This is a genomic window from Nesterenkonia halobia (assembly GCF_039536005.1).
Taxonomy (GTDB): Bacteria; Actinomycetota; Actinomycetes; order Actinomycetales; family Micrococcaceae; genus Nesterenkonia; species Nesterenkonia halobia.
Map to the genome: position 1 here is coordinate 70,574 of NZ_BAAAYG010000014.1, position 21,739 is coordinate 92,312.

The 21,739-nt window shown below is 70.5% G+C and carries 21 protein-coding genes; 6 read left to right on the top strand and 15 right to left on the bottom strand.

The features are described 5' to 3' along the window. Window positions 1-126 precede the first annotated feature (126 nt). Window positions 127-729 carry a mycothiol-dependent nitroreductase Rv2466c family protein gene (locus ABD652_RS12705; protein ID WP_344721953.1) on the bottom strand — a complete coding sequence of 201 codons (603 nt, stop codon included), beginning with the start codon at window positions 727-729 and terminating at the stop codon, window positions 127-129. 127 nt (window positions 730-856) lie between these two features. Further along, the gene (locus ABD652_RS12710; RefSeq protein ID WP_344721955.1) at window positions 857-2,341 is read right to left on the bottom strand and encodes a mycothione reductase; all 1,485 of its coding nucleotides are present in this window, start codon (window positions 2,339-2,341) and stop codon (window positions 857-859) included. Between the two features lie 249 nt (window positions 2,342-2,590). Between ABD652_RS12710 and ABD652_RS12715 the strand changes: the two genes are divergently transcribed. Together ABD652_RS12715 and ABD652_RS12720 are read left to right on the top strand one after the other, a co-directional pair. Continuing rightward, entirely contained in the window at window positions 2,591-2,920 is a 330-nt protein-coding gene (locus ABD652_RS12715) for a putative quinol monooxygenase (RefSeq protein WP_344721957.1), read from the top strand. A 164-nt stretch (window positions 2,921-3,084) separates the two neighbouring features. Continuing rightward, a complete protein-coding gene (locus ABD652_RS12720) occupies window positions 3,085-3,870 on the top strand; it encodes a ParA family protein (protein ID WP_344721959.1) in 786 nt (261 codons plus the stop codon). Between the two features lie 130 nt (window positions 3,871-4,000). On the opposite strand, the gene ABD652_RS12725 is transcribed toward ABD652_RS12720, so the two are convergent. The 6 genes from ABD652_RS12725 to ABD652_RS12750 form a co-directional block, all read right to left on the bottom strand. Further along, window positions 4,001-4,639, bottom strand: coding sequence for a MerR family transcriptional regulator (locus ABD652_RS12725; RefSeq protein WP_425574585.1), 639 nt, complete (start codon window positions 4,637-4,639; stop codon window positions 4,001-4,003). Window positions 4,640-4,924: 285 nt separating this feature from the next. Then, window positions 4,925-5,503 carry a bifunctional nuclease family protein gene (locus ABD652_RS12730; RefSeq protein WP_344721961.1) on the bottom strand — a complete coding sequence of 193 codons (579 nt, stop codon included), beginning with the start codon at window positions 5,501-5,503 and terminating at the stop codon, window positions 4,925-4,927. Window positions 5,504-5,635: 132 nt separating this feature from the next. Next, window positions 5,636-6,388 carry a transcriptional regulator FtsR gene (gene ftsR / locus ABD652_RS12735; protein WP_344721963.1) on the bottom strand — a complete coding sequence of 251 codons (753 nt, stop codon included), beginning with the start codon at window positions 6,386-6,388 and terminating at the stop codon, window positions 5,636-5,638. Between the two features lie 73 nt (window positions 6,389-6,461). Continuing rightward, window positions 6,462-6,902, bottom strand: a complete 441-nt coding sequence (locus ABD652_RS12740; protein ID WP_344721964.1) for an FHA domain-containing protein — start codon at window positions 6,900-6,902, stop codon at window positions 6,462-6,464. Window positions 6,903-6,933: 31 nt separating this feature from the next. Then, window positions 6,934-7,320 (bottom strand): glycine cleavage system protein GcvH, encoded by a 387-nt coding sequence (gcvH, locus tag ABD652_RS12745; protein WP_344721966.1) that lies wholly within the window; start codon window positions 7,318-7,320, stop codon window positions 6,934-6,936. Window positions 7,321-7,451: 131 nt separating this feature from the next. Then, the gene (locus ABD652_RS12750) at window positions 7,452-8,738 is read right to left on the bottom strand and encodes an ROK family transcriptional regulator (protein WP_344721968.1); all 1,287 of its coding nucleotides are present in this window, start codon (window positions 8,736-8,738) and stop codon (window positions 7,452-7,454) included. Between the two features lie 197 nt (window positions 8,739-8,935). On the opposite strand from ABD652_RS12750, the gene ABD652_RS12755 reads away from it, so the two are divergent. The 4 genes from ABD652_RS12755 to ABD652_RS12770 all read left to right on the top strand — a co-directional run bounded on the left by ABD652_RS12755 (window position 8,936) and on the right by ABD652_RS12770 (window position 13,865). Then, window positions 8,936-10,213 carry an ABC transporter substrate-binding protein gene (locus ABD652_RS12755; protein WP_344721970.1) on the top strand — a complete coding sequence of 426 codons (1,278 nt, stop codon included), beginning with the start codon at window positions 8,936-8,938 and terminating at the stop codon, window positions 10,211-10,213. Window positions 10,214-10,226: 13 nt separating this feature from the next. Continuing rightward, window positions 10,227-11,165: a carbohydrate ABC transporter permease gene (locus tag ABD652_RS12760; RefSeq protein ID WP_344721972.1), complete on the top strand. Its 939-nt coding sequence runs from the start codon at window positions 10,227-10,229 to the stop codon at window positions 11,163-11,165. Further along, on the top strand, window positions 11,165-12,103 hold the full coding sequence (locus ABD652_RS12765) for a carbohydrate ABC transporter permease (protein ID WP_344721974.1): 939 nt from the start codon (window positions 11,165-11,167) through the stop codon (window positions 12,101-12,103). The genes ABD652_RS12760 and ABD652_RS12765 overlap by 1 nt, the downstream gene beginning before the upstream one ends. 115 nt (window positions 12,104-12,218) lie before the next feature. Continuing rightward, the gene (locus tag ABD652_RS12770; RefSeq protein WP_344722099.1) at window positions 12,219-13,865 is read left to right on the top strand and encodes a glycoside hydrolase family 13 protein; all 1,647 of its coding nucleotides are present in this window, start codon (window positions 12,219-12,221) and stop codon (window positions 13,863-13,865) included. Between the two features lie 113 nt (window positions 13,866-13,978). On the opposite strand, the gene ABD652_RS12775 is transcribed toward ABD652_RS12770, so the two are convergent. The 7 genes from ABD652_RS12775 to ABD652_RS12805 all read right to left on the bottom strand — a co-directional run bounded on the left by ABD652_RS12775 (window position 13,979) and on the right by ABD652_RS12805 (window position 21,479). Next, window positions 13,979-15,226, bottom strand: coding sequence for an ABC transporter ATP-binding protein (locus ABD652_RS12775; RefSeq protein WP_344721976.1), 1,248 nt, complete (start codon window positions 15,224-15,226; stop codon window positions 13,979-13,981). A gap of 23 nt (window positions 15,227-15,249) precedes the next feature. Further along, entirely contained in the window at window positions 15,250-16,101 is an 852-nt protein-coding gene (locus ABD652_RS12780) for a carbohydrate ABC transporter permease (protein WP_344721978.1), read from the bottom strand. Continuing rightward, window positions 16,101-17,072, bottom strand: coding sequence for a carbohydrate ABC transporter permease (locus ABD652_RS12785; RefSeq protein WP_344721980.1), 972 nt, complete (start codon window positions 17,070-17,072; stop codon window positions 16,101-16,103). Before ABD652_RS12785 ends, ABD652_RS12780 begins: the two co-directional genes overlap by 1 nt. Then, window positions 17,069-18,421, bottom strand: a complete 1,353-nt coding sequence (locus ABD652_RS12790; RefSeq protein ID WP_344721982.1) for an extracellular solute-binding protein — start codon at window positions 18,419-18,421, stop codon at window positions 17,069-17,071. Before ABD652_RS12790 ends, ABD652_RS12785 begins: the two co-directional genes overlap by 4 nt. A gap of 287 nt (window positions 18,422-18,708) precedes the next feature. After that, the gene (gene clpX, locus ABD652_RS12795) at window positions 18,709-20,001 is read right to left on the bottom strand and encodes an ATP-dependent Clp protease ATP-binding subunit ClpX (protein ID WP_344721984.1); all 1,293 of its coding nucleotides are present in this window, start codon (window positions 19,999-20,001) and stop codon (window positions 18,709-18,711) included. Window positions 20,002-20,131: 130 nt separating this feature from the next. Then, window positions 20,132-20,770 (bottom strand): ATP-dependent Clp protease proteolytic subunit, encoded by a 639-nt coding sequence (locus ABD652_RS12800; protein ID WP_344722100.1) that lies wholly within the window; start codon window positions 20,768-20,770, stop codon window positions 20,132-20,134. Between the two features lie 121 nt (window positions 20,771-20,891). Next, window positions 20,892-21,479: an ATP-dependent Clp protease proteolytic subunit gene (locus ABD652_RS12805; protein WP_344722102.1), complete on the bottom strand. Its 588-nt coding sequence runs from the start codon at window positions 21,477-21,479 to the stop codon at window positions 20,892-20,894. Window positions 21,480-21,739 lie beyond the last annotated feature (260 nt).

Sequence of the window (21,739 nt, forward strand, 5' to 3'; positions counted from 1 at the left end):
GCCTGGAGACCACGGACGACGGGCCGAGGCCCGCCCCCGGAGGATCCCTTGTGGCGACGGCGCCTGCGCCGGAGCAAACGAGGAGGGGGCGGGCCTCGGCCCGTCGTCAGAAGCGGGAGGAGAGGCTCAGTCGAAGACCGGCTTCTCCGTGCGGCTGCGCTTGAGCTCGAAGAAGTACGGGTACTTCGCCAGCTCGACGGAGGCGTCGAAGAGCGTGCCGGCCTCCTCGCCGCGCGGGATGCGGGTGATCACCGGGCCGAAGAACGCGGTGCCGCGGAAGGCGACGACCGGGGTGCCGACGTCCTGGCCGACGCGCGAGATCCCGTCCTGGTGCGAGGCACGCATCGCCTCGTCGTTGACGTCGGTCTTCGCCTGCTCGAGCAGCTCCAGGTCCAGGTCCAGCTCGCGCAGCGCCTTCGCGACGGCGTCGGCGAAGTCCTTGTTGCCGTTGTTGTGGATCTCGGTGCCCACGGCGGTGTAGAAGGCGCCGACCTCGTCCTCGCCGTGCTTCAGCTCCACGGCGGTCGCCGCGCGGGACGGGATCCAGCGGGCCAGCTGCTCGTCGTCCTCGGCCGGCGAGGGGTTCTTCTCCTCGTTCAGCACGCCGAGGCTCATCACGTGCCACACGACGTCGATGTCGCGGACCTCGGCCACTTCGCGGATCCACCGCGACGTCGCCCAGGCGAAGGGGCACACGGGGTCGAACCAGAAATCAACGCGCTCAGCCATGCTCGGCTCCTCTCGAGATGATGGTGCGGGACCGGCGTCGGTCGGGATGCTCGTCGGCCCCGCTCGGCGCAACCAACCTGGCCGCGGCGGCATTCCTCCCCCGGCCCGGCCGCCGGAAGCGGACCGGTCAGAGCTCCTCGCCGACCGGCACGTCCAGGCCCAGCAGCGCGTTCTCGGCGACCTCCATCAGCGCCGGGTGGATCCAGTACTGTCCGCGGGCGGCGGTGTGGGCGTCCTGGCCGCCGCTCATCGCCTGCACGACCGGCTGGATCAGCAACGAGGCCTGGTGGCCCATCACGTGGGCGCCGAGCAGCCGACCGTCGCGCCGGTCGGCGATGACCTTGTAGAGGCCCACCTGGTCCTCCATGGCCCAGCCGTAGGCGGTGTCGCCGTAGTCCTGGACCTTCGTGGTGACGTGCTCGCTGCCGATCGCCACGACGGCCTCGGGCTCGGTGAGCCCGACCTGGGCCAGCTCCGGGTGGGTGAACACCGCCGAGGGGATCGCCTCCGTCCGCGAGCGTCGCAGGTCTCCGGGATGCTCCAGGTTGTGCGCGACCACGCGGGCCTGGTGGTTGGCGACATGCTTCAGCTGGTGGTCGGAGGAGATGTCGCCGAGCGCGTAGACGCCCTCGACGGGCTCGCCGCCGGCCACCACCCGCTGGTGGGCGTCGACGACCAGCCGGCCGTCGTCGTGCAGGTCCAGCCCCGCCTCGGCGGCGCCGATCAGGTCGGTGTTCGGCCGCCGCCCGACGGCCACCAGCACGACGTCGACGTCGAGCTCCTCGACGGCGCCGTCGGCATCGCGCAGCCGGGCCGTCGCCGCGGAGTCGTCGCCGTCGGCGGCGACCACCGACTCCAGCGCCGTCGAGGTCCGCAGCCGCCAATGGCGCGCGGCCTCGGCGGTGTAGGCCACCGAGATCTCGTCGTCGGCGGTGCGCATCAGCCGCTCGGTCCGGGCGAGCTGGACGACCTCGCTGCCCAGCCCGGAGAAGATCGCGGCGAACTCGCAGGCGACGAAGCCCGAGCCGACGATCAGCACGCGCCGCGGCTGCTCGTCCAGACGCATCACCGTGTCCGAAGTGTGCACCTGCGGCAGATCCATGCCGGGCACCTCGGGCAGCACCGGGCGGGAGCCGGCGGCGATGACCATCCGCTCGGCCTCGACCTGAGCCCCGGTCTCGCCGACGAAGGAGCGCGGGCCGGTCAGCCGCACCGGCTCGGAGAGCAGATCGACATGCTCGAGCTCCTCGTCGCGGTAGCGCCGGCCGCCGGCAGAGATGGCGTCGACGCGGGAGAAGATGCGGTCGCGCATCGCCGGCCAGTCCACCGACTCGGTGCGCTGGACGACGTCGAGCCGTGCCGCCTCCTCGGGCCCGCGGGCGATCTCGGCCGGACGGACGAACATCTTGGTCGGGATGCAGCCGACGTTCAGGCAGGTGCCGCCGAAGACCGCGTCGGGCCCGAGGCCCTTCTCGGCGAGGACGACGTGCTTGTCGTCCCAGAACGGGGTGATCAGCGAATTGCCGGAGCCGGAGCCGATGATGGCCAGCTCGGGGGTCAGCGTCGTCGACGTCGCGGCGGTTTCCTCGGAGGAGCGCGGTGCAGTGCTCATGGCCTCATCCTATGCTTCTGTCGCGCCGCACGTCGCGGCGCACTTCGCGGCGCCGGACAGCGGTCGCCGCGCCCGAGCCCGCCCTGCGCCCGTCCTGCGCCCGTCCTGCGCCCGTCCTGCGCCGGAGGCTGTGGCGATCGGCGGCCAGCAGTGCCAGAGTGGTCCCCGGCCTCGGCGCGCCCGAGGCCCGACGTCGCCGTCGCGGCCGCGACGGCCGTCGGCCCATCTGCCCAGGAGAAGGAGAATCCCATGATCTTCATCGCCGTGAAGTTCCAGGTCAAGCCCGAGTACGCGGAGCAGTGGCCGGAGATCGTCCGCGAGTTCACCGAGGCCACGCGTGCCGAGCCGGGCAACAAGTGGTTCGAGTGGTCGCGCAGCCTGGAGGACCCGAACGAGTACGTCCTCCTCGAGGCCTTCGACGACGACGCCGCCGAGGCGCACGTCACCAGCGATCACTTCCAGCAGGCCATCGCCGAGGGCGGGCCGATGCACCAGGCGCTGGCCGCCACCCCGAAGATCATCTCCCGCCCGATCGAGGGCGAGGACTGGGACGCCATGGGCGAGATGCAGGTGGACTGACCGGCTTCGGGCTCGTCCCCTGCGGCCCGGGCCGCAGGGGACGGCGGGCCTGATGCCCTCATCCCGGATCTCATCATCCGCCCAGGCCAGCGGGCTGACGTCCACCGCCTCGCCCAGGAACGTCACAGCAGGACGCCGCCGTCCGCCGCCCCTATGATGGAGGGGTGCAGATCTTGAGCGTGTCCAGCTTGAAAGGCGGGGTCGGCAAGACCTCCGTGACCATGGGCCTGGCTTCGGCCGCCCTGCAGCGCGGCGTGCGGACGTTGGTGATCGACCTCGATCCGCACGCCGATACGACCACCGGCCTCGCCGTCTCCCGCGGCGCCGGCACCGAGGCCGGCCAGCTGCTCAAGGACGCCCGGCGCACGCGCGTGGAGGAGCATGCGGTGCGCTCGGGCTGGCTCGACCTGCTCCCCGAGCCGATGCGCCAGTCGGCGCGGCTCGACGTCGTCGCCGGCTCGGCGATGGCCGCCACCTACGACCGCCCGGATCTGCGACCGCGCGATATGAAGCGGCTGCGCACGCTGCTCACCGGGCTCACCGGCTACGACCTGGTCCTGGTGGACTGCCCGCCCTCGCTGTCCGGGCTGACGCGCATCGCCTGGACGGCCTCCCACCAGGTGCTGCTGGTCGCCGAGCCCAGCCTCTTCTCCGTGGCCGGGACTGAGCGCACCATGCGCGCGATCCGGATGTTCTCCGACGAGTTCGCCCCGCAGCTGGCCTCGGCCGGCGTGGTGGTCAACCGGACCCGCGCCGACTCCACCGAGCATGAGTACCGGCTGCTGGAGATGGAGCGCCTCTACCAGGACAAGCTCCTGCTGCCAGTGCTGGAGGAGAACGCCTACTGGCAGCAGATCCAGGGAGCGGCCTACCCGGTGCACCAGTGGCCCGGCGACCAGGCCCGCGACCTGGCCAGCTCCTTCGACCAGCTGCTGCGCCAGCTCGTCTGACTCCGGAGCAGGACTCCCGGGCGCGCGGCTCCGGCCTCGACCGCCCGCACGACGCAGGGCCCGCCGGACATCCGGCGGGCCCTGCGTCGTGTCAGGAGGAGGAACGTCGAGCAGCCGCTCGACCAGCAGGTCAGGAAGCTTCGGACCGACGGCGCGCGCGCAGCTGCGCCAGCTCGTCCTCCTGGGCGAACGCGTCCAGCTCGGGCCGGGAGTCCTCCTCGGCCTCGGACCGTTCGCGGGGCAGCTCGGCGAGGCTCCCCTCGACCTCGCGCCACACCCGGCCCACGGCGATGCCGAAGACGCCCTGTCCGCCCTGCACGAGGTCGATGACCTCGTCGGCGGAGGTGCATTCATAGACCGAGGCGCCGTCGGACATCAGCGTGATCTGCGCCAGGTCCTCGACCCCGCGCTCGCGCAGATGGTCGATGGCGCTGCGGATCTGCTGCAGCGAGACGCCGGTGTCGAGCAGCCGCTTGACCACTTTCAGCACCAGGATGTCGCGGAAGGAGTACAGCCGCGCCGAGCCGGAGCCGGAGGCGTTGCGCAGCGTGGGCTGGACTAGCTTGGTGCGCGCCCAGTAGTCGAGCTGACGGTAGGTGATGCCGGCGGCCGCGCAGGCGATCGGGCCGCGGTATCCCAGCTCCTCGTCGAGGTCGGGCAGACCGTCGTCGAACAGCCGCCCCTGCGGGGCGGCCTGGGAGTGGTGGTCACCGTCATCGGACCGCGCGGCGGGCGTCCGACGATCGTCGGCGCGGGGGTCAAGACTCACGTGGCATCCTCCTCGGTGCGGCCCCGCCGGGGGAAGTTCAGCCGGCGCTGCACGGTCCGGCCGCACACGGCGGCCGCGCGGCAGAGACGACTCGTGCGGAGACCTATCTGACTCGACGTTAGAGCGGCCGCACCTCCGGGTCAAAGACCTGCCGCCCGCGGACCGCCGGCGTGTCGCGCCCGGTCCCTGCGGCTCGGCAGCCGGCACAGCCTGCCACGCCGCGGGACTGCTGTCGCCGTCGGGCGATCGGGACGCCCGCCTCCCTGGTCAGACGCCTCCACGCGGTCAGGAGGACCCGTCGAAGTCCTCGGGCTCCGCTCCGTCCAGGAACTTCTGGAACTCGCGGATCTCCTCGGCGGAGATGGGGCCCTTCTTCGCCAGCTCGTGCGCCTCCGGACTCACCCCCGGCGGCGGCTCGGCCCGCTGGCCGGACTCCGACGACGCCGGCCCGCCCGGGGTGACGGCCACGGCCCGCAGCGTGTCCTCGCGCATGCTGATCGGCACCCTGTCCAGCCGCACCGCCACCGCCACGGCGTCGGAGGCGCGGGCATCCAGCGTCCGCCCGTCCTCGAGACGCATCGCCGCGGCGTAGGTGCTGCTGTCCAGCAGATGGATCTCGATGCCCGCCACTCCGCCGGCGAGGTCCTGCAGCGTCGCGGCCAGCAGGTCATGGGTCATCGGCCGCGGCGGCCGGCGCTCCTCGAGCGCCATGGACACCGCCGTCGCCTCCGCAGTGCCGATCACGATGGCCACGTGGAGATGCTCGTAGCCCGACTCCGCCCCGCGGAGCATCACGACCGGCTGGTTCGAGGAGACCTCGAGCCGCACCCCGACCACTGTCAGCTGGATCTGTCGACCGTCCATGGGTGTCGCCTCCCCTCGGCCAGAGGTTCCCCGAGTCACCGCCATCGTCCCGCGGACGCCGCCGCGGTGTCCAGATCCCCTGCCTGGACGCCGCCCGGGAGTCCCTCCGGCCGGCGCGGACGCGGCGACGGGTCAGTCCTTGTCCAGCGACTCCACCGCCGAGTCCATCATCGAGGCGCGCAGGTCCTTCAGCGACTGCAGCATCTCCTTCGACGATTCGGCCACCCGGGCCCGGGCCGCGGCATCCTTGCGCGCGGCATGCGGCGCCATGGCCCGGCCGATGAGGTCGAGCTCGTTGTCCGCGGAGCGGCGGATGTTGACCAGGTGCTTCGGCTCCAGGCCGTAGCGGGCCAGCACGCGGACGGCCTTGACCGCCTTGAGGTCGTGCTGGCTGTAGTGACCCTTGGCGTCGGCGCGGATGATCCGGAACTTCTCCAGCGTGTCGAGCATCCCGCGGGTGGCGCCGGACTGGGCGCGCAGCTCCTTGCGGCTCAGCGGCCGGATCCGGCCGGTGATCTGCTCGGCCATCTCCGTGGTGACCTCGCGCGGGCCGACCGGGGCGGCGTCGGGCAGCTCCTCCGGCTGCTCGCCGGCGTCGAGGGCGTCCATCGTCTTCTTGATGACGTCCAGCGGCATGTACCGATCACGCTGCAGCGCCAGGACGAAGCGCAGGCGCTCCACGTCGGCCGCACAGTACTTCCGGTAGCCCGACGCGGTCCGGGCCGGCTCGACGAGGTCGCGCTCCTCCAGGAAGCGCAGCTTCGAGGCGGTGAGATCCGGGAAGTCGTCGTGGAGCTCACGCAGCACTTCGGAGATGGTGAAGACATGCGAGGTCGCCGGATCGGCGGCCTCCGATTTGGGCTTCGGCATGGGTGAGACACTCACGGCGCATCCTCTTTCAGCTCTGGGGAAGGAGAGCAGTCAGCCACAGCCTAACGCGGCCGAGCGGCTCGGCGCGTCATCTCCGCCCCGAGTGGAAGGTGAGCCGGAACTTGCCGATCTGGACCTCGTCGCCGCTGGACAGCTGGTGGCGGTCCACACGGTCCTGGTTGACGTAGGTGCCGTTCAGACTGCCCAGATCCTCCAGATCGAAATGCCCGTCCTGCCGACGGCGGAGCACCAGGTGGCTGCGCGAGACCGTGACGTCGTCCAGGAAGATCTCCGCGTCGGGATTCCGGCCGGCCGTGGTCTCGCCCCTGTCCAGCAGGAAGCGCGCCCCCTGGTTCGGCCCCTCGTGGGCGATCAGCAGGGCAGAGTCGTCCGGGAGCGCGGCGATCGCCTGCTGGTCCTCCGCAGTCAGCCGCGGCTCGCCCTGGCGGGCGCCCGTCGGGGGCAGCGAGATGCTCGTGCTCTCGCTGCTCCGCGCACTTTCATCCCGCGCGCCGGATGTGTTCGCCACGTCGGTCTCCTCTCGAGTGGACGGCTGTCCCCTAGCCTACTTGCTTCTCGTAGTCCTCGGCCGAGAGCAGCTCGTCGATGCCGGACTCCTCGCCCAGCCGGACCTCGAAGAGCCAGCCTCCCTCGTAGGGCTGGGCGTTGACGGCGCCGGGGTCGGCCTCCAGCGCCTCGTTGACGGCGACGATCTCGCCGGAGACCGGCGCGTAGACGTCGGAGACCGACTTCGTCGACTCGACCTCGCCGACGACGTCGCCGGCGGTCGCCGTGCGCCCGACCTCGGGAGGCTCGACGTAGACCACGTCGCCGAGCGCGTCCTGGGCGAAGTCGGTGACGCCCACGCGCACGACGCCGTCGCGGTCGGTCGTCGCGATCCATTCGTGCTCGGCGCTGTACTTCAGGTCTGCGGGGATGGTGCTCATGATGCAGGCTCCGTTCGTCGTCGGGCGGGCGGACGGGTGTCAGCAGACAACTTAGCACCCTCGAGTGAAGCGCGACACGACGCACGCCCCGGGCGGGCCCACGGCGCGCGCTCCGCCGACGTCATGCCGGGTCATGCCGGGTCATGCGCGGGCGCGGCGGCCTGCACCTGCCGCACCGCCAGATGCACTGCTCCGCGCCGGACCGCCGATCCGCCCAGCGTCGAGGCCTCGATCTCCAGGCGCGGGTCGTCCAGCAGCGCCGGGAGCCTGCGCCGGGCCGCGACGACCACATCGCCCAGCGCCCCCGCCACAGCTCCGGAGACGACCACGCGGTCCAGATCGAGCAGACCGCCGAGGACCGCACAGATGCGGGCCAGCCGCTCGCCGAGCTCGGCGACGATCTCCGCGGCGAGCGCCTCGCCCGCGGCGGCGGCCGCGAGCACATGCTCGGCGCGCACCTCCTCGGGGCCGCGGCCGCCCAGCAGCCGGCCCCCGGGCCCGCTCCCCCGCCCGGCCTCCAGGCCCTCGCGCGCGAGCTCCCGGGCGATCCAGCCGAGACCGTGGGGCCTGCCGACGCCGTCGACGAGGGTCAGGAAGCCCATCTCCCCCACACCCCCGTGCGGTTGCCGGAACAGCTCGCCGGAGAGCACCAGGCCCGCGCCGAAACGCTCCCCGGAGAGCAGCGCGGCGAAGGACTCCTCCGCGCGCCTCCGCCGGCCCGCGCCTCCATCGTCGAGCCCGCGGTCGAGTCCGCCGTCGCGCTCGGCATCGGCTTCCGCGTCCAGCTCGGCCAGCGCGGCCAGGTTCGCATCGTTCTCCACCACCGGCGTCCACCCCCGGTCGGCGCCGAGCGTGACGAGGTCCGGGTTCATCCGTCGCCAGTAGTCCCGATGCCCGGCCGGCGAGCTCCCGGCGGCGTCGACGGGCGCGGGGATGCCGAGCACCACGGCCCGCACCTCCTCGGCGGAGACGTCGGCCTCGGCGAGGGCGGCGTCGACGGCGGCCAGGATCTCGGCGCGCCGCCGGCGGGGATCTTCGCCCTCCGGGTCGGCGCTGACGTGCTCGGCCCGCCCGAGCTCGGCGCCGCGCAGATCGGCGACGACGGCCGAGATCCGGTGCTGGCCGGCGTCGACGCCGACGACGTGGCCGGCGTCGGCCCGGAAGACGTAGTGCAGCGCCGGCCGGCCGATGGCCCGCGCTCCGGACGGCCGGGCGTCGGGCGCCTCGGCGATCCAGCCCTGCTGCTCGAGATCCTTGCAGATGGCCAGCACCGTCGCCCGGGTCAGACCGGTGGCGCGCATCAGCTCGGCGGCGGTGACCGGCCCGGAGGCCCACATCGTCTCCAGCACGCGTCTCGCGTTGGAGCGGCGCACCTGCTGGGTGGAGGCCGCCTGCTCGGCGGTGGAGCTCGGACTCATGCGGCCTCCTCGGCGCAGTCGGATGGGACCGGATGCGGATCGGATGCGAATCGGATCACGTCCATTATTGCGTGTCCTTTATATTGCCTCTATATTTATGACCTGAACATACAGTGTGCCCCACGCCACAGGCGTCGGGTCTCGGGCAGAGCCGGTCCGAATGCCGCACTGCGATCCGTCGATGAAAGAGGCCCTGCATGGCACAGACCTCACGAGAGACCGCCGTCGGCCGCCGCGCCGTCCTCGGCGCGATGGGAGCCGGAGCACTGGCCGGACTGACCGGATGCGTCGGCGGCATCAGTTCCGGCACGCCCCAGGTCACGTTCCTCCAGTCCAAGCCGGAGGCCATCTCCTACTTCGGCGATCTCCTGGACACGTTCCGCGCCGAGTACCCGGGCAGCCTGTCCCTGGTGCACAACACCAATGTCATGAGTCTGTCCGCCAGCTTCGCCCGTTCGAATCCGCCGGACCTCGGCTGCCAGAACTACAACCTCGAGATGGCCCGCTTCCAGGAGCGCGGAGCACTCTCCGACCTCTCCGAGGTCGCCGGACGGGCGAACATCACCCCGGCGATCCAGGACCTGGTGGACCAGTACCCCACCTATCCCGGCCGCACCAGCGTCATCCCGTATTCCATGATGGGCGCCGCGGTGCTCTACAACCGCGAGATCTTCGCCGACCACGACCTCGAGGTCCCCACGACCTACACAGAGTTCCTGGAGGTCTGCGACACGCTGCAGGAAGCCGGAGTCACGCCGCTCTACTCGACCTTCCGCGACACCTGGACGATCGCGCAGGGGCTGGTGGACTACAGCGTCGGAGGCAGCATCGACGTCGCCGACTTCTTCTCCCGCCTGCGCGCACTGGGCCCGGACGTCGGGCCCGACGCGGAGGTGTCCTTCTCCCGGGACTTCCGGGAGCCGCTGGAGAAGATGCTGACCATCGCCTCCTACTCACAGCCCGGCGCGGCCTCCCGCGGCTACGGCGACGGAAACCACGCCTTCGCCGGCGGCGAGGCGGCGATGTACTTCCAGGGCCTCTGGGCACTGGCCGAGATCGAGAAGACGAACCCGGACGCGCCCATCGGCATCTTCCCGCTGCCGATGACCGAGGATCCCGCCGACCGCAAGGTCCGGGTGAACCTGGACCTCGCCCTCTGGATCCCCGAGCAGGCCTCGGCGCCGGAGCCGGCCCACGAGCTGCTGGAGTTCCTGATCCAGCCCGAGATCGCCGATCCGTACAACGAGGCCCTCAACGGATTCGGCGTCCGCACGGACGCTCCCCCGGCGGAGGATCCGCGCCTGCAGGACATCCAGGGGTACATCGACGGTGCCCGCTTCTATCAGGGGGTCTCCACCGGGATCCCGAAGACGATCCCCTACGAGAACTATTTCCAGGCCGTCGTCCTCGGGCAGGACCTCGAGTCGACGCTGCGCACCCTCGACGAGGACTGGGCCCGCCGGGCCCGTCGATGACAGGAGGACCATCGTGACCACGACTGTCGAGAAGCCCGCGAGGAGATCCGCCCCGGCGGACTCGGCGACGACGAGTCCGCCGCCCCGGCGTCGCCGCGCGCGCGGCGACCGCACGCATCTGCTGTTCCTGCTGCCTGCAGTGCTGCTGTTCACCCTGTGCATCACGCTGCCGGCCGGCATGGGGATCTTCTACAGCTTCACCGACTCCATCGGCTTCGGCGAGTTCGACTTCGTCGGCCTGAACAACTATCGGGTCCTCTTCTCCGATCCGGGGATCCTGCACGCCTACGGCTTCACCATCGGGTTCGCCCTGTGCACCGTGCTGGTGGTCAACGTGGTCGCGTTGGGCCTGGCCCTGGGCCTGACCAGTGCGATCCGAGCCCGCACCGCGCTGCGGACGGTCTTCGTGGTGCCGATGGTCGTCTCGCAGATCATCATCGCCTATGTCTTCCAGTTCATCTTCACCGACCCCCTGCCCGCGCTCGCCCGCACCCTGGGGCTCGGCCCGCTGGAGCAGTCCATCCTGGTGAACCCGGACCTCGCCTGGATCTCGATCGTGCTGGTCACCGCCTGGCAGGCCACTCCGCAGGCGATGCTGATCTACACCGCCGGCCTGATGACGATCCCGAAGGACCTCTTCGAAGCTTCCTCCATCGACGGCGCGACTCCGCGCAAGCAGCTGACCACCATCACTCTGCCGCTGATCTCGGGCTACGTGCTGATCAACATGATCGTGGGCTTCAAGGACTTCCTGGCCGCCTACGACGTCATCGTCGGTCTGACCGACGGCGGTCCGGGCACCGCGACCCGGTCGATCACCATGGCGATCTTCTCCGGCTTCGAGAACGGCGACTACGCCTATCAGATGGCCAATGCGACCATCTTCTTCCTGATCACACTGACCATCGCCCTGGTCCAGCTGCGACTGACCCGAGGAAAGGCCCGCGTCTGATGACACTCCCCGCCGCACCCGTCGCTGATCAGCCCCGACCCGCCGGCACGGACGGCCCCCCGCGGACGTCCGGTGCCGCCGGCTCGGTCGGACGCCCGACGCGCCGTCGCCCCGGCGGACACGGACGTCCCAGCTGGAGCAGGACTCTGCTGCTGGTGCTCTGCTCGCTCACCGTGCTGCTGCCCTTCTACGTGACCGTCTCGATGGCGTTCAAGACGCCCTCGCAGGCCGTCGACGGCGAGGCCTTCGCCCTGCCGTCCCCGTGGAGCATCGAAGGCTTCGTCGCCGCCTGGGAGCTGACCGACTTCCCCCGGGCCTTCGGCATCTCGCTGGGCATCACCGTCGCCGCCGTCGTCGGGACCATCCTGCTCTCGGCCATGGCCTCCTACGCGATCTCGCGCAACTGGCACCGCCGGCTGTATCGCTGGTCCTTCTTCTACCTGCTGGCGGCGATGTTCCTGCCCTTCCCGGTGCTGGCCCTCTCCCAGGTCAAGCTGACCGGGATGGTCGGGCTCGCCGGACCGGCCGGGGTGGCGCTGCTGCACATCATGTTCCAGCTGTCCTTCTCCACGCTGCTGTTCACCGCCTTCCTCCGCTCGCTGCCCGCCGAGCTGGAGGAGTCGGCCCGGATGGACGGAGCCTCCACCTGGGGCACGTTCTGGCGCATCGTCTTCCCGCTGATGGCACCGATGAGCGCGACTGTGGGCATCTTCGCCTTCCTCAAGGCCTGGAACGACTTCATGATGCCCTCGATGATCATCGAGGATCCCACCCAGCAGACTCTGCCGGTGCTGCAGAACATCTTCCAGGAGCAATTCAGCAATGACTACCACGTCGCCTTCGCCTCCTATCTGATGGCGATGGCCCCGGCGATCCTCGCCTATGTGCTGGCCCAGCGCTGGGTGATGTCCGGACTGACCCAGGGCGCGGTGAAATGACCCGCCGGCCCGCGACGCCGTCGGCGACCGCCGCGGCTCCCCTAGACTCGACAGACGACAGAGAGGAACACCCGTGACCCAGCAGCTGTCCCCCGAGACCACGGAGAACACGGCCATGCTCAGCAACGACCCCGACTGGTGGCGCCAGGCCGCGGTCTACCAGATCTACCCGCGCTCCTTCGCCGACGCCGACGGCAACAGCATCGGCGACCTCGCCGGCATCACCTCGCGGGTGCCCTACCTGCGCGAGCTGGGAATCGACGCCGTCTGGCTCAGCCCGTTCTATCCCTCGGCGCTGGCCGACGGCGGCTACGACGTCGACGACTACCGCGACGTCGACCCGAAGATCGGCACGCTGGAAGACTTCGACGCGATGATCGGGACGCTGCACGACGCCGGGATCCGGCTGATCGTCGACATCGTGCCCAACCACTCCTCCGATCGCCACGAGTGGTTCCAGCAGGCCCTGGCCGCCGGACCGGGCTCGCCGGAGCGCGAGCGCTACATCTTCCGCGACGGCCGCGGCGAGCACGGCGAGCTGCCGCCGGCGGACTGGACCTCGGTGTTCGGCGGCCCGGCCTGGACGCGGATCACCGAGCCCGACGGCACGCCCGGCCAGTGGTACCTGCACCTCTTCGCGCCCGAGCAGCCGGACTTCAACTGGCACGACGCCGACGTCCGCGAAGACTTCCGCACGACGCTGCGCTTCTGGTCCGACCGTGGCGTGGACGGCTTCCGCATCGATGTCGCCCACGCGCTGACCAAGGATCTGCCCGATCAGCTGCCCTCCCAGGCCGAGCTCGACGCGATGCCCAAGGACGGCACGCACCCCATCTGGGACCGGGACGAGGTCCACGAGATCTACGCGGACTGGCGGACGGTCTTCGACGAGTACAGCCCGCCACGGATCGCCGTGGCCGAGGCCTGGGTGGCCTCCGATCGCCGCCCCCGCTACGCGAGCGCGGAAGGGCTGGGCCAGGCGTTCAACTTCGATCTGCTCGAGGCTGACTTCGACGCGGCCCAGTTCCGCGAGATCGTGACCTTCAACCTGGAGCTCTCCGCGACCTCGGGGTCGTCGACGACCTGGGTGTTCTCCAACCACGACGTCGTCCGTCACCCCACCCGCTACGGGCTTCCGCCGAAGGCCGCCGACGAGGACAAGGCCGGCATCAACTGGCTGCTCTCCGGCGGCACCGAGCCGCAGCTCGACGCCGCGGCCGGACTGCGCCGGGCCCGGGCGGCGACGCTCTTCGAGCTGGCGCTGCCCGGCAGCGCCTACCTCTACCAGGGCGAGGAACTGGGCCTGCACGAGGTGGCCGAGATCCCCGACGCTTCCCGCCAGGATCCCTCCTTCTTCAACAGCGGCGGCGCCGAGATCGGCCGGGACGGCTGCCGCGTGCCGCTGCCCTGGACGGCCTCGGGCCCCTCGTACGGCTTCGGCGAGGCCGAGGCGCACCTGCCGCAGCCTGCGTGGTTCGCCGAGCACGCCGTCGAGCGGCAGGAGGACGACCCGGGCTCGACGCTGTCGCTGTACCGGCGGGCGCTGCACCTTCGGCGCCAGCTGCAGACCGACGAGACGCTGGAGTGGGTCGACGTCGGCGGAGACGACGTGCTGGCCTTCCGCCGCCCCGGCGGCTGGGTGACGGTCACCAACTTCGGCACGACGCCGGCGGAGCTGCCGGCCGGCGAGGTGCTGCTGGCCAGCGGGCCGCTCGACGGCGACGTCCTGCCGGGAGAGACCACGGTCTGGCTGCGGGACTGACCGGTCCCGCCGCAGACCACAGCTGCGCCCCCGCCGATGTTCCGGCGGGGGCGCAGCTGCGTCAGGGCCGCGTCAGGGCCGCGTCAGGTCTGTGTCGGGGCCGCGTCGGCGCCTCAGGCCTGGCCGGCGGCGGCGCGCTCGGCGTCGCGGCGCCGGTCCTCCCGGGCCATGCGGGTCAGCTCCTCGCCGGCCTCGGCGTCCCGGGTGAGGTTCTCCCCCGTCGCCGGATCGAAGAGATGGATGCGCTTCGTGTCGATCCACAGCCGGGCGGTGTCGCCGCCGCGCAGCCGCGAGGCGGCGTCGACGGCGATGACCAGCTGGGTGCGCAGCTCGTCGGCGTCCATGTCCTCGGCCAGCGTGCGCATCGTCTCCGCCACGCGGGGGTCGTTCTCATAGGAGACATAGACGTACTGCTCGTTGCCCAGCCACTCGGTGTGGGTCAGCTCGGCGGTGAAGGTCGAGCCCTTGGACAGCTGGGCCTCGCTCAGCGTGGAGGCGTCCTCGAAGAAGCTCGGGCGGATCCCGGCCAGGACGATGTCCCGCCCGGCGCCGGCGGAGGCGGCCTCGGTGGGCAGTTCGATGTCTCCCAGCGGCGTCTTCAGCACCGAGCCCTCGACCGTGCCGGGCACGAAGTTCATCGACGGGGCGCCGATGAACCCGGCGACGAAGAGATTGGCCGGCTGCTCGTAGAGCTCGCGCGGCGAGGCCACCTGCTGCAGCACGCCCTTCTTCAGCACCGCCACCCGATCGCCGAGGGTCATCGCCTCGGTCTGATCGTGGGTGACGTAGACCGAGGTGGTGTTCAGCTGCCGCTGCAGCCGCGAGATCTCCGCCCGCATCTGCCCGCGCAGCTTCGCGTCGAGGTTCGACAGCGGCTCGTCGAAGAGGAAGGCCTGCGCCTCCCGGACGATGGCCCGCCCCATGGCCACGCGCTGCCGCTGGCCGCCCGAGAGGTTGCCGGGCTTGCGGTCGAGGTGCTCGTCGAGCTCGAGCATCCTCGAGGCCCGCCGGACGCGCCGGTCGATCTCGTCCGCGCTGAACTGCCCCTTGACCAGCCGCATCGGGAAGGCGATGTTCTCGTAGACGGTCAGATGCGGATAGAGCGCGTAGTTCTGGAAGACCATCGCCAGGTTCCGGTCCCGCGGGGCCAGGTCGTTGACCCGCTGCCCGCCGATCAGCAGGTCCCCGGCGGTGATGTCCTCCAGGCCGACGATCATGCGCAGCAGCGTCGACTTCCCGCAGCCGGAGGGCCCGACCAGGATGACGAACTCGCCGTCGTCGATGTCCAGGGAGACGTCGTTGACCGCCGGGAAGCCGTCCCCGTACTCCTTGACGATGTTCTGCAGGGTGATCGATGCCATGGTGTGAAGTCCTCTCTGACGAGTCAGCCTTTGACGGCGCCCTGGGTGAGCCCGGAGACGATCCTCCGCTGGAAGAGCAGCACGAGCACGACCACGGGGATGGTGACCACGATGGCCGCCGCGGAGATCGCGCCGGTGGGCTCCTGGAACTGCGAGGCGCCGGTGAAGAACGCCAGCGCCGCCGGCACCGGACGGGCCGCCTCGGTGGAGGTCAGCGAGATCCCGTAGACGAAGTCGTTCCAGGCGATGAAGAAGGCCAGGATCGCGGTGGTGAACACCCCGGGCATGGCCAGCGGGACGATGGCGCGGCGGAAGGCCTGCCACTGCGTGGCGCCGTCCACCAGAGCGGCCTGCTCCAGCTCCCAGGGGATCTGCCGGAAGAAGGCCGAGAGCGTCCAGATCGAGATGGGCAGCGTCAGCGACAGGTACGGGATGATCAGACCGGGCCAGGTGTCGTAGAGGCCGATGCCGCGCCAGACGTTGAACAGCGGGGTGACCACCGAGATCACCGGGAAGATCGACACCGCCAGCGCCGAGCCGAGGATGACCTTCTTGCCGGGGAAGTCCAGTCGGGCGATGGCGTAGGCGCAGAGCGTGGCCAGCACGACGGCGATGAAGGTCGCGATGAGCGTGATGCCGATGGAGTTGCGCAGCGCCGGCAGGAACAGGTCCCGCGCGTCGCCGACGAAGAGCATCGCGTAGTTCTGCCAGGTCCAGCTCGTCGGGAGGAAGGCCCGCTGGCCGAGGTCGGCCTGGGTCTTGAAGCTGGTGGCCAGGATGGAGGCCACCGGGAACAGCGCGTAGCCGAGCACCAGCACGGTCAACGCCGTCCACCCGAGGCGCTGTCGGCCGGAGAGTCGCTTTCCAGAGGCCATCACTTCTTCCCTCCTGTGGGCTTCGCGTCGGTCCCGCTGGCCAGGTCGACCTTGAAGAACCGGATCGCGATCCAGCAGATCAGCAGCACGCAGGCGAACAGCACCACCGAGATCGCCGAGCCCATGCCGATCTCCAGGCGGCTGATCGAAGTCTGGTACGCCAGGATGGACAGCACTTCGGTGTTGGCGGCGCCGTTGGTCATGATGAAGACGTTGTCGAAGATGCGGAAGGCGTCCAGCGCGCGGAAGAGCACCGCGACCATGATGGCCGCCTTCATGTTCGGGATCGTCACCCGGGCCATCTGCTGCCGCCAGGTCGCGCCGTCGACGCGGGCGGCCTCGAGCAGCTCGTCGGGGACCTGGGCGAGTCCGGCGAGCAGCAGCAGCGCGATGAACGGCGTGGTCTTCCAGATCTCGGAGGCCATGATGACGGTGATCGCCGTCGGGAACTGGGCGAACCAGTCGAGGTCGGCGCCGATGCCCGGGACCCAGTCGAACCAGACGTTGATGAAGCCGGAGTTGATGTCGAACATGTAGTACCAGGCGAAGGCCGAGACCACGGTGATGATCCCGTAGGGCACCAGGATCGCGGTGCGGAGCATGCCGCGCAGCGCCGTCAGCGCCCGGTGCATGACCAGCGCCAGGGCGAAGCCGAGGACGAGCTCGACGGCGACGGTCACCACGGTGACCAGCACCGTCACCCCGAGCGACTGCCAGAAGACCGGATCGGTGAAGATCGTCAGGTAGTTGCCGAGTCCGACGAACTCGCGGTCGCTCGGCGCGGTGAGCCGGAAGGCGAACAACGAGTCGAAGAGCGCCTGGGCGATGGGATAGGCCGTCACCGAGAGCATGATGACGAACGCCGGCCCGGCCAGCATCCAGCCGAGCCGGACCTCGGCCCGGCCGCGGGCCGAGCGGCCGGCGCGCCGTCGACGCCGCGTCGGGGCCGGGTTCTCTGCTGTGGTCGTCACAGGAGACGCTCCCCTCTGAGCACGTCGATCACGTACTGATCCGCCTCGGCCGGCGTCGACTCGGGGTCGATCTCGTCCAGCGGCGTGTAGTGCTCCTGGATCGTGGTGGAAATCTCGTTGTAGTAGGGGGTCTGCGGCCGCGGCGCGGCGTTCTCCAGCGACTCGCGGATCGCGTCGGCCATCGGGTAGTCCTCCTCGATGCGCGGATCCTCGAAGGCCTCCGCCGAGGACGGCGGGTTGCCGTTGGTCACGAAGTACTCGGCCTGGTGCTCGGGCCGGACGATGCACTCGATGGCGTCGTAGGCCAGCTCGGGGTGCTCGGAGTCGGCGCCGACGCCGAGATTGATGCCGCCCAGCGGCGGAGCCGAGGGCGTGTCCTCGTCGACCCGCGGGTACTGCGCCCAGCCGATGTCCTCGGGCACCTCGGCGCCGATGGTGCCCTCCTCGGCCGCGGCGTTCGTCGCCGCCCAGACGAAGGGCCAGTTGACCATGAAGGAGCCCTGCTCGCCCTGGAAGAGCAGCATCGACTGGTTCTCGTCCATCGAGGCGATCCCGGGCCCGCCGAGCCCCTCGTCGCCGATGCGCGCCAGGATCTCGGCGGCCGCAGTGCCGGCCGGCGAGTCGAGGGTCGTGCTGATCTCCTCGGCCGGAGCCGAGGGATCCTCGAGGATCTGCTCGTCCTGCGAGGCGATCAGGGCGTTGACCCAGACGGTCATCGACTCCGCCTTGATCCCCTGAACTCCGAGGTGCTTGTCCTGGTCGGCGGCGGCGTCCATGATCTGCTCCCAGGTCACCGGCTCGGACATGTCCAGCCCGGCCTCCTCCGCGACGGACTCGCGGTACCAGAGCAGCTGGGTGTTGGCCCAGAACGGGACGGTGACCAGCTCGTCGTTCCACCGCGCCCCGTCCAGCGCACCCTCGAGGGTGTCCTGCGTGGTCGCCTCGGCCACATCCTCGGGCACCGGCGCGAGGAATCCGGGCTCGGCGAGCTCCGGGATGAACGGCGGGTCGATGCTCATGATGTCCATCGAGGAGTCGCCGGCGGCGAGCCGGCGGGCGAGCTGCTCCCGCTGAGCCGGCGCATCGCGCGGCAGCAGCGACGCGTCGATGCGGTATCGGCCGTCGGCCTCCTCGGTGCACTGCTCGGCCAGCATCTGCTGGCCGCCGTCGTCCGGGTTCATGTACCAGGTCAGCACCGGGGTCTCCGCCTCGGCGGCGCAGCCGGAGACGAGCATCCCGCCGGCGGTCAGCGCTGCGGCGACTGCGGCCAGCCGACGCCCGCGCCGCCGTCGACCGTCCGGCACGACGGGCTCGTCCGCGCCGCGTCCTGCACTGTGAGGATCTGCCATCTCGCGTCCACCTCTCCTCGGACGGATGGGACCGGATGCCTCGCGGTCCGCCGACGATGCGTGATGAGAATCACTCTACTGCCGCGGGGCCCCGACCACCAATGACACGCTGATCAGGCGATGCGGCTCCGTGCAGATTCCTCGTCGACGACGGCGGACGCGAGCCCCGCCGACCGCGCCTGCTCCTCGTCTCGGGACGGAGCCCCGGACGCGCGAGAGCCCTCCGCCGTCTCGCGGCGGAGGGCTCCGGCGGGCCGGTCGGGCCCGGCGCCGTGACGGCGACGGCCTCAGGCGCTCTTCTTGCGCAGCTTCTTGGCCTCGGCGTGCGTCAGCAGCTCCGCGTCGGCGCCCTCGCGGACGGTCGCGCCGGTGATCGTCACCGTGGCGACGTCGTCGCGCCCGGGCAGCTCGAACATGATCGGGTTCAGCACGCCCTCGAGGATCGACCGCAGTCCGCGGGCACCGGTCCCGCGGGCCACCGCCTTCTCCACGATCGCCCGCAGCGCGTCCTCCTCGAACTCCAGCTCGACGCCGTCGAAGGCGAAGATCTTCCGGTACTGCTTCAGCAGCGCATTGCGCGGCTCGCTGAGGATGGTGATCAGCGCGTCCTCGTCGAGCTCCTCGACTGTGGCCACCACCGGCAGCCGGCCGATGAGCTCCGGGATCAGCCCGAACTTGTGCAGGTCCTCCGGCTCGACGTCGGCGTAGCTGAGCTCGTCCTGGTTGACCGTGTTCAGCGGGGCGCCGAAGCCGATGCCCTTGCGTCCGGCGCGGGAGCCGATGATCTCCTCGAGCCCGGCGAAGGCGCCGGCGACGATGAACAGCACGTTCGTCGTGTCGATCTGCATGAACTCCTGCTGGGGGTGCTTCCGCCCGCCCTGCGGCGGCACGGAGGCCACTGTGCCCTCCAGGATCTTCAGCAGCGCCTGCTGCACCCCCTCGCCGGAGACGTCCCGGGTGATCGAGGGGTTCTCCGACTTCCGCGAGATCTTGTCGATCTCGTCGATGTAGATGATGCCCTGCTCGGCCTTCTTGATGTCGCCGTCGGCGGCCTGGATCAGCTTCAGCAGGATGTTCTCGACGTCCTCGCCGACGTAGCCCGCCTCGGTGAGGCTGGTGGCGTCGGCGACGACGAAGGGCACCTGCAGCTTCCGCGCCAGCGACTGGGCCAGGTACGTCTTGCCGGCCCCGGTCGGGCCGACCATCAGGATGTTGGACTTGCCGATCTCGACGTCGTCCAGCGGCCCCTTCTCCAGCGAGGTGGTCTTCTGCGCCGACCCGGAAGCCTGGATGCGCTTGTAGTGGTTGTGGACCGCCACTGCGAGCTGACGCTTGGCCTGGCCCTGGCCGATCACGTATTCGTCCAGGAAGTCGCAGATCTCCCGCGGCGTGGGCAGCTCGAGCTCATCGGGCTCCTGCACCTCGTTGAGGTACTCCTCGATGATCTCGTTGCAGAGCTCGATGCACTCGTCGCAGATGTAGACCCCGGGGCCCGCGATGAGCTTGTACCGCACCTGCTTCTGGCTCTTCCCGCAGAACGAGCACTTCAGCAGGTCAGCGCTCTCGCCGATACGTGCCATGCCTGTTTGTTCCCCTTCTGCTGGACGAGTCCGGCCGCGACCGACGACGGCGCCGCCGGCCTGATCGATGGTGACGGGTCGAAGACCCTGCTCACCAGACTACTGCAGACCGACGACGCCGCCGCGGACGTCACACCGGAAGTTTCCGGGAGGCGAGCACCTCGTCGACCAGGCCGTACTCCTTGGCCTCCTCGGCGGAGAGGAACTTGTCGCGGTCGATGTCCTCGCTGACCTGCTCGGCCGTCTTGTCGGTGTGGCGGGCCAGGACCTCCTCCATCCAGGTGCGGATCCGACGGATCTCGTCGGCCTGGATGGCCAGGTCGGTGGCCGTGCCCTGCTGGCCGCCGACGGCCGGCTGGTGGATCAGCGCCCGGGCGTTCGGCAGCGCCAGCCGCTTGCCGGGAGTGCCCGCGGCCAGCAGCACCGCCGCGGCGGAGGCGGCCTGACCCAGGCAGACGGTCTGCACGTGCGGGCGGATGAACTGCATCGTGTCGTAGATGGCGGTCATCGCGGTGAAGGAGCCGCCCGGCGAGTTGATGTAGAGGGTGATGTCCCGCTCCGAGTCCATCGACTCCAGCACCAGCAGCTGGGCCATGATGTCGTCGGCCGCGGCGTCGTCGACGGGGCTCCCGAGGAAGACGATGCGGTCCTCGAAGAGCTTCGCGTAGGGGTCCTGGCGCTTGAAGCCGTACGGGGTGCGCTCCTCGAACTGCGGCAGGATGTAGCGCGCGTCGGGCATCGCCGGCGAGGCCGGAGCCCCGGCGGGCATCGCGGTCGGCGCCGCGGGGGCGCCCTGGTCGGAGTCGTTGTCGAAGGTGTTCATGCGGTGGTGCTCCTGTGCTCCTGGTGGCCTGATTCTGCTGAAGCGGGGCGATCCCGCGGCGGGAGGCTCAGACTCCCCCGCCGCCGGAGACGGTGGAGGACCGCTGGGCGATCTTGTCGAAGAAGCCGTACTCGAGGCCCTCCTCGGCGGTGAACCATTTGTCGCGGGCGTTGTCCGCGAGGATCGTGTCCACCGACTGGCCGGTCTGCTCGGCGGTCAGCTCGGCCATCACCTGCTTCATGTGCTGGATGAGCTGGGCCTGGATCCGCACGTCCGACTCGGTGCCGCCGATGCCGCCGGAGGGCTGGTGCATCAGGATGCGCGCGTGCGGAGTGGCGAAGCGCTTGCCCGGCGCGCCGGAGGAGAGCAGGAACTGCCCCATGGAGGCGGCCAGACCGGTGGCCACGGTGACGACGTCGTTCGGGATGAACTGCATCGTGTCGTAGATGGCCATGCCGGCGGTCACCGAGCCGCCCGGGGAGTTGATGTAGAGATAGATGTCCTGCTCGGGGTCCTCGGCGGAGAGCAGCAGCATCTGCGAGCAGATCGCATTGGCGTTCTCGTCGCGGACCTCCGACCCGAGCCAGATGATCCGCTCCTTGAGCAGGCGGTTGTAGATGTAGTCGTCGCGGGACGCCGGGTCCACGGTCGACATGCTGGGCAGGCTCTCAGACATGGACGTTCCTCCACTCACGGGTTCTTCAAGGCCTTCTCGCCGGCGCCGTCGCCCTCCGCCCCGGCTGCGGCGGCGGAGTGACGGTCCGACGACACGACGTTCATGCCCCGACATTACTCGGTGGACGTGCGTCGGCGGGCGACGACGGCGGGCTGTTCGCTGTTGGCGCAGGGTCCCCCGCGCCGCATCCCCTGCGGACACGACGACGGCGGGCCGGTGCCGGGCATCCGGCTCCGACC

Bases quoted from the DNA above. Each gene is read 5' to 3' on its own strand.
- ABD652_RS12750 (WP_344721968.1), bottom strand. From the start codon at position 8,738: ATGAGTCCGAGCTCCACCGCCGAGCAGGCGGCCTCCACCCAGCAGGTG.
- ABD652_RS12800 (WP_344722100.1), bottom strand. From the start codon at position 20,770: ATGCCCGCCGGGGCTCCGGCCTCGCCGGCGATGCCCGACGCGCGCTAC.
- ABD652_RS12710 (WP_344721955.1), bottom strand. From the start codon at position 2,341: ATGAGCACTGCACCGCGCTCCTCCGAGGAAACCGCCGCGACGTCGACG.
- ABD652_RS12730 (WP_344721961.1), bottom strand. From the start codon at position 5,503: ATGGACGGTCGACAGATCCAGCTGACAGTGGTCGGGGTGCGGCTCGAG.
- ABD652_RS12805 (WP_344722102.1), bottom strand. From the start codon at position 21,479: ATGTCGACCGTGGACCCGGCGTCCCGCGACGACTACATCTACAACCGC.
- clpX (WP_344721984.1), bottom strand. From the start codon at position 20,001: ATGGCACGTATCGGCGAGAGCGCTGACCTGCTGAAGTGCTCGTTCTGC.
- ABD652_RS12765 (WP_344721974.1), top strand. From the start codon at position 11,165: ATGACACTCCCCGCCGCACCCGTCGCTGATCAGCCCCGACCCGCCGGC.
- ABD652_RS12775 (WP_344721976.1), bottom strand. From the start codon at position 15,226: ATGGCATCGATCACCCTGCAGAACATCGTCAAGGAGTACGGGGACGGC.
- ABD652_RS12790 (WP_344721982.1), bottom strand. From the start codon at position 18,421: ATGGCAGATCCTCACAGTGCAGGACGCGGCGCGGACGAGCCCGTCGTG.
- ABD652_RS12770 (WP_344722099.1), top strand. From the start codon at position 12,219: ATGCTCAGCAACGACCCCGACTGGTGGCGCCAGGCCGCGGTCTACCAG.
- ABD652_RS12780 (WP_344721978.1), bottom strand. From the start codon at position 16,101: ATGGCCTCTGGAAAGCGACTCTCCGGCCGACAGCGCCTCGGGTGGACG.
- ABD652_RS12715 (WP_344721957.1), top strand. From the start codon at position 2,591: ATGATCTTCATCGCCGTGAAGTTCCAGGTCAAGCCCGAGTACGCGGAG.
- ABD652_RS12705 (WP_344721953.1), bottom strand. From the start codon at position 729: ATGGCTGAGCGCGTTGATTTCTGGTTCGACCCCGTGTGCCCCTTCGCC.
- gcvH (WP_344721966.1), bottom strand. From the start codon at position 7,320: ATGAGCACCATCCCCGCAGACCTGAAGTACAGCGCCGAGCACGAATGG.
- ABD652_RS12755 (WP_344721970.1), top strand. From the start codon at position 8,936: ATGGCACAGACCTCACGAGAGACCGCCGTCGGCCGCCGCGCCGTCCTC.